The 5,981-nt window shown below is 65.4% G+C and carries 4 protein-coding genes and 1 tRNA gene; 2 read left to right on the top strand and 3 right to left on the bottom strand.

Going from position 1 to position 5,981, the window contains the following annotated elements; translation table 11 throughout:
• Window positions 1-1,492: ATP-binding protein (locus tag J0F76_RS19565; RefSeq protein ID WP_207472061.1), on the bottom strand; the 1,492-nt coding region annotated here is incomplete at its 3' end.
• Between the two features lie 182 nt (window positions 1,493-1,674).
• On the opposite strand from J0F76_RS19565, the gene uvrA reads away from it, so the two are divergent.
• Window positions 1,675-4,527 (top strand): excinuclease ABC subunit UvrA, encoded by a 2,853-nt coding sequence (uvrA, locus tag J0F76_RS19560; protein ID WP_207472060.1) that lies wholly within the window; start codon window positions 1,675-1,677, stop codon window positions 4,525-4,527.
• A gap of 3 nt (window positions 4,528-4,530) precedes the next feature.
• On the opposite strand, the gene J0F76_RS19555 is transcribed toward uvrA, so the two are convergent.
• The gene (locus J0F76_RS19555; RefSeq protein ID WP_207472059.1) at window positions 4,531-4,911 is read right to left on the bottom strand and encodes a hypothetical protein; all 381 of its coding nucleotides are present in this window, start codon (window positions 4,909-4,911) and stop codon (window positions 4,531-4,533) included.
• Window positions 4,904-5,521 (bottom strand): DUF5671 domain-containing protein, encoded by a 618-nt coding sequence (locus J0F76_RS19550; RefSeq protein WP_207472057.1) that lies wholly within the window; start codon window positions 5,519-5,521, stop codon window positions 4,904-4,906. Before J0F76_RS19550 ends, J0F76_RS19555 begins: the two co-directional genes overlap by 8 nt.
• 173 nt (window positions 5,522-5,694) lie before the next feature.
• Here J0F76_RS19550 and J0F76_RS19545 point away from each other — a divergent pair.
• Window positions 5,695-5,769, top strand: a tRNA-Gly gene (locus J0F76_RS19545).
• The last annotated feature ends 212 nt before the right edge of the window (window positions 5,770-5,981 follow it).

The following is a 5,981-nucleotide window of genomic DNA, read 5'->3' as shown; positions in this document are numbered from 1 at the left end:
GCACCGGCGGGCGGGCCTGCGCGGGCGGCCGGGGGCGGCCCGCCGTCTCGGGGTGGCCGTTCACGCTGATGTCGGCCAGATAGGTCAGGATCCTGGTGGCCCGGTCCTGCTTCTTGTCGAACTGGAAGAGTTCCGGCGTGGTGTCGATGAACTTGGTGGTATAGGTGTCGTCCAGGAAGGTCGGATGCTTCAGCAGGTTGATCACGAAGTCGATGTTCGTGCTGACCCCCCGCACCCGGAACTCGCGCAGCGCCCGGTCCATGCGCCGGATCGCCCCGTCCGGCGTCTGCGCCCAGGCCGTGACCTTGACCAGCAGCGAGTCGTAGTAGCGCGTGATCACGCCCCCCGAATAGGCCGTGCCGCCGTCCAGTCGGATGCCGTTGCCGGTGGCCGAGCGGTAGGCGGTGATCCGGCCATAGTCGGGAATGAAGTTGTTCAGCGGATCCTCGGTCGTGACCCGGCATTGCAGCGCGTGGCCCGACAGCGTGATCCGGTCCTGCGACGGAACGCCCGTCGCCTCGGCCAGCGTCGCGCCCTCGGCGATGCGGATCTGGGACTGCACGATGTCGATGCCGGTGACCTCCTCGGTCACGGTGTGTTCGACCTGCACGCGCGGGTTCACCTCGATGAAGTAGAACGCTTGCGTGTCCATGTCCATCAGGAACTCGACGGTGCCGGCGTTCTGGTAGCCCACGGCCCGGCCGATCTTCAGCGCCAGAGCGCAGACCTCGGCGCGCTGATCTTCGGTCAGATAGGGCGCGGGGGCGCGCTCCACGACCTTCTGGTTGCGGCGCTGCACGGTGCAGTCGCGTTCATAAAGGTGGTAGAGGCCCCCATGCGTGTCGCCCAGCAGCTGCACCTCGACATGCCGGGCGCGGAGGATCATCTTCTCCAGGTAGCCCTCGCCGTTGCCAAAGGCGGCTTCGGCCTCGCGGCGCCCCTCGCGGACCTTGTCCACCAGCTCCTCGGGACCGGTGATCGGCCGCATCCCGCGCCCGCCGCCGCCCCAGCTTGCCTTCAGCATCAAGGGATAGCCGATGGCCGCGGCCTCGGCCCGGATCGCCTCGAAGTCGTCGCCCAATACCTCGGTGGCGGGGATCACCGGCACGCCGGCCGCGATCGCCACGCGCCGGGCGCTGGCCTTGTCGCCAAGGGCGCGCATGGTATCCGCGCGGGGGCCGATGAAGGTGATCCCGGCGGCCGCGCAGGCGTCCACGAAGTCGGGGTTCTCGGACAGCAATCCATAGCCCGGATGGATCGCGTCCGCGCCGCTTTCGCGGGCCACCCGGATGATCTCGGGGATCGACAGATAGGCCGCGACCGGTCCCAGCCCCTCGCCGATCCGGTAGGCCTCGTCCGCCTTGAAGCGGTGCAGCCCCAGCTTGTCCTCCTCGGCATAGACGGCAACCGTCTTCTTGCCCAGCTCGTTCGCCGCCCGCATCACGCGGATCGCGATCTCCCCTCGGTTCGCGATAAGGATCTTGTTGAACATGCGCGGTCCCCCTTCAACATTGCGCGGGAGACTAGCGATGCCGCAGCGCAGCGCAAGCGGCACGACACCCCAACTGCAACAAAAGGTTTACGCAAGGTCGTGTTCGCTTGTTGTTCCCATTTTGCGGTTGCTTTTTGGAACCATGCCCCTATCTCATGCGCTTGGTCGGCCAGGGACACACCATGGAACAGAAGTTCATCGAGGTTCGCGGCGCGCGCGAGCATAACTTGAAGGGCGTGGATATGGACATTCCGCGCGACAAGCTGGTGGTGATCACCGGCCTGTCGGGTTCGGGCAAGTCCTCGCTGGCCTTCGACACGATCTATGCCGAAGGCCAGCGCCGCTATGTCGAAAGCCTGTCGGCCTATGCGCGCCAGTTCCTGGACATGATGGGCAAGCCCGACGTGGACCACATCACCGGCCTGTCCCCGGCGATCAGCATCGAGCAGAAGACGACTTCGAAGAACCCCCGGTCAACCGTCGGCACCGTCACGGAAATCTACGACTACCTGCGGCTGCTGTTTGCCCGCGCGGGCACGCCCTATTCCCCCGCCACTGGCCTGCCCATCGAGGCGCAGCAGGTCCAGGACATGGTGGACCGGATCATGGAGATGCCCGAGGGCACGCGCGCCTATCTGCTGGCGCCCATCGTCCGCGACCGCAAGGGCGAGTACAAAAAGGAGTTCCTGGAGCTTCGCAAGCAGGGCTTCCAGCGCGTCAAGGTGAACGGCCAGTTCCACGAACTGGACGAGCCGCCGACCCTGGACAAGAAGTTCCGCCACGACATCGACGTGGTGGTGGACCGCATCGTCGTGCGCGAGGGGCTGGAAACCCGCTTGGCCGATTCGCTGCGTACCGCGCTGGATCTCGCGGACGGCATCGCCATCGTGGAAACGGCGGCGGACGAACCCGAGCGGACCACCTTCAGCGAGAACTTCGCCTGCCCGGTCAGCGGCTTCACCATTCCCGAGATCGAGCCCCGGCTGTTTTCCTTCAATGCCCCCTTTGGTGCCTGTCCGGTCTGCGACGGGTTGGGGATGGAATTGTTCTTCGACGAACGGCTGGTGGTGCCGGATGCCGCGCTGTCGGTGGAAAAGGGCGCCATCGCGCCCTGGGCCAAGTCGAAATCGGCCTATCTGACGCAGACGGTCAACGCGCTGGCCAAGCATTACGGCTTCGACAAGAAGACCAAATGGAAAGACCTGCCGGAAGGCGTGCAGCGCATGTTCCTGCACGGCTCGGGCAAGGAGGAGATCGAGTTCCGCTTCGACGACGCGGGCCGCGTCTACAACGTCCGCCGCGTGTTCGAAGGCGTGATCCCCAACATGGAACGCCGGATGCGCGAATCCGACAGCGCCTGGGTGCGCGAGGAATTCGAGCGTTACCAGAACAACCGCCCCTGCGGCGCCTGCCACGGCTATCGCCTGAAGGACGAGGCCCTGGCGGTGAAGATCGCGGACCAGCATATCGGTCAGGTGGTCGAGTTGTCGATCAAGGAGGCGCTTGCCTGGATCGAGGCCGCGCCGAAGCATCTGTCGAAGCAGAAGAACGAGATCGCCCATGCGATCCTCAAGGAAATCCGCGAGCGGCTGGGCTTCCTGGTGAACGTCGGCCTGGACTATCTGACGCTTTCCCGCGCGGCGGGCACGCTGTCGGGCGGCGAAAGCCAGCGCATCCGGCTGGCGTCCCAGATCGGGTCCGGCCTGACGGGGGTACTGTATGTCCTGGACGAACCCTCGATCGGGCTGCACCAGCGCGACAACGACCGGCTGCTGGACACGTTGAAGGGGCTGCGCGACCAGGGCAACTCGGTCATCGTCGTGGAACATGACGAGGACGCGATCCGCCATGCCGACTATGTCTTCGACATGGGTCCGGGCGCGGGCGTCCACGGCGGCACGGTGGTCAGCAAGGGGACGCCGGAAGAAATCGCCGCCGACCCGGCCAGCCTGACCGGGCAGTACTTGTCCGGGGCGCGAGAGATTGCCGTCAGCGACGAACGCCGCAAGGGCAACGGCAAGGCCGTGAAGGTGGTCAAGGCCACCGGCAACAATCTCAAGAACGTCACGGCGGAATTCCCGCTGGGCAAGTTCGTCTGCGTGACCGGCGTGTCGGGCGGCGGCAAGTCTACCCTGACCATTGAAACCCTGTTCAAGACCGCCAGCCTGCGCCTGAACGGCGCCCGCCAGACCCCCGCCCCCTGCGAGACGATCACGGGGCTGGAACATCTGGACAAGGTCATCGACATCGACCAGCGGCCCATCGGCCGCACGCCCCGGTCGAACCCGGCGACCTATACCGGCGCATACACCCCCATCCGCGACTGGTATGCGGGCCTGCCCGAATCCAAGGCGCGCGGCTACAAGCCCGGTCGGTTCAGCTTCAACGTCAAGGGCGGGCGCTGCGAAGCCTGCCAGGGCGACGGCGTCATCAAGATCGAGATGCACTTCCTGCCCGACGTCTACGTCACCTGCGAAACCTGCAAGGGCAAGCGCTACAACCGCGAAACGCTGGAGGTCCAGTTCAAGGGCAAGTCTATCGCCGACGTGCTGGACATGACGGTCGAGGATGCGCAAGGCTTCTTCTCGGCCGTGCCCGCCATCCGCAACAAGATGGACGCGCTGATGGAGGTGGGGCTGGGCTACGTCAAGGTGGGCCAGCAGGCCACCACCCTGTCGGGCGGCGAGGCGCAGCGGGTCAAGCTGGCCAAGGAACTGTCGCGCCAGTCGACCGGCAAGACGCTGTATATCCTGGACGAACCCACCACCGGCCTGCATTTCGAGGACGTGCGCAAGTTGCTGGAGGTGCTGCACCGGCTGGTGGACCAGGGAAACACCGTCGTGGTGATCGAACACAACCTGGACGTCATCAAGACCGCCGACTGGATCATCGACATCGGCCCCGAAGGCGGCGACGGCGGCGGGCGCATCGTGGCCGTGGGCACGCCCGAGGACGTGGCGAAGGTTCACGAAAGCCACACGGGTCGTTATCTTGCGCCCATGCTGCGGCCGGCACGGGTCCGGGCGGCAGAGTAGCTTTCAGTCCACCACGATCCTCTGGACCGTACAGCCCGAGGCGTCTCGATCCGGGATCGGACCGGCAGGCGGCAATTCGAATGCGGCGCACAGGCGGATGCTGTCCGGTGCGACAAGCTCGAGGCGATACGGCGCTTGCGTGAAGGGATCTGCCAGCCGCGGCGTCATGGGGCAGGCCTCGGTCGGGGTCGGGTCGGTCAGGACCTGGCCCGCCTGTTGGGCCTTGCAGAACAGCAGTGACTGGATCTGGGCCAGATCCTGTCCCCTGGTCCGGTCGCGCTTTTCCGCCCTGCCCTGCGCGGGGCCGCCCGTCGCGACGATGCCCGCGACCAGGATCGCCAGCGAAAGCGCCGTCAGCGCCCAGACGGGCCAGCGCCTAACCATCCAGATCCTCGCGATAGCAGGCGGCGACCAGCAGGCCCACCAGCCCCACCAGCGCGCATTTCGCCGCCAGCCTGGGCGTAAGGTCGCCCGACAGGAAGGCGTAGATGGCCGAGACGACATCGCCCAGCAGCACCAGGGCGGCTGCCAGGACAGTGATCGAGGCGAAGATGCGGCGCCCTTGCGAACGCCGTTGCTGCTCGACCCCGCCGATCCTGCGCGCCAGGCGATGATCCAGCAGCACGAACAGCGGCAAAAAGGCGATGATCGCCGCGATGGAAAACCGCATCGACCAGGTGTCGGGCGGCCCCGCCTCGGTCAGATCGGTGATCGCCGCCTCGATGACCTGGAAGCCAAGCCGCACGACATGGAAGCACAGCAGCACCAGCGCGATCATCAGCAGCGCGTAGAGCATCGCCTCGCGTGCCGAGACATAGGGCTTGGGGCGTGGAACCGGCGGCAGGCCGTTTCCGGCGGACCACGCGTTCACCGCGGCGTCGATCTCGGGCAAGGACCAGCCTGCCTGCCGCAGCGCCGCGCGGATGCCCGCATGGTCGTGTCCGCCCGCCAAGGCCTCGCGGACGAAGTCTGACAGCTGATCGGTTGCGGCCAAGGCCTTTTCCTCATGTTTCCGCAGCAAGTTCACGCATGATCGCCGGGTATGTCAACGCTGCCGAATTTTTCGTGCCGAAAGTTGATTTTTCCTCTTGCACCCCCCGGCGCAGTCCCATAAATCACCGCTCACCGAAGGCGAGACGGTAAGACGAAGCGCCAACGGAACGGAGTGCGGGCGTAGCTCAGGGGTAGAGCATAACCTTGCCAAGGTTAGGGTCGTGAGTTCGAATCTCATCGCCCGCTCCAAACAAAAAGGCCGGACCTTCGGGTCCGGCCTTTTTGTTTTTACGATGAAATTTGCGCAGACAAATACTTGCACGACATGCATCAAGGGTGTTACGCTAAGGCTTCGCAGCCCTGGCCTGAAACCTTGCTAGAGCCTGTTGCACTCAATCGACCTCATAACCTGCGGCTTTGAAGTAGTTGTAGCATTCCTCGTCGGAGAACAGATCGCAGAC

Source organism: Paracoccus fontiphilus (assembly GCF_017356265.1).
Classification (GTDB): Bacteria; Pseudomonadota; Alphaproteobacteria; order Rhodobacterales; family Rhodobacteraceae; genus Paracoccus; species Paracoccus fontiphilus.
This window is presented reverse-complemented; position numbering and strand designations above follow the sequence as displayed.

What these genes read in the sequence shown, in the direction of transcription:
- uvrA (WP_207472060.1), top strand. Translation starts at nt 1,675, where the DNA reads ATGGAACAGAAGTTCATCGAGGTTCGCGGCGCGCGCGAGCATAACTTG.
- J0F76_RS19555 (WP_207472059.1), bottom strand. Translation starts at nt 4,911, where the DNA reads ATGGTTAGGCGCTGGCCCGTCTGGGCGCTGACGGCGCTTTCGCTGGCG.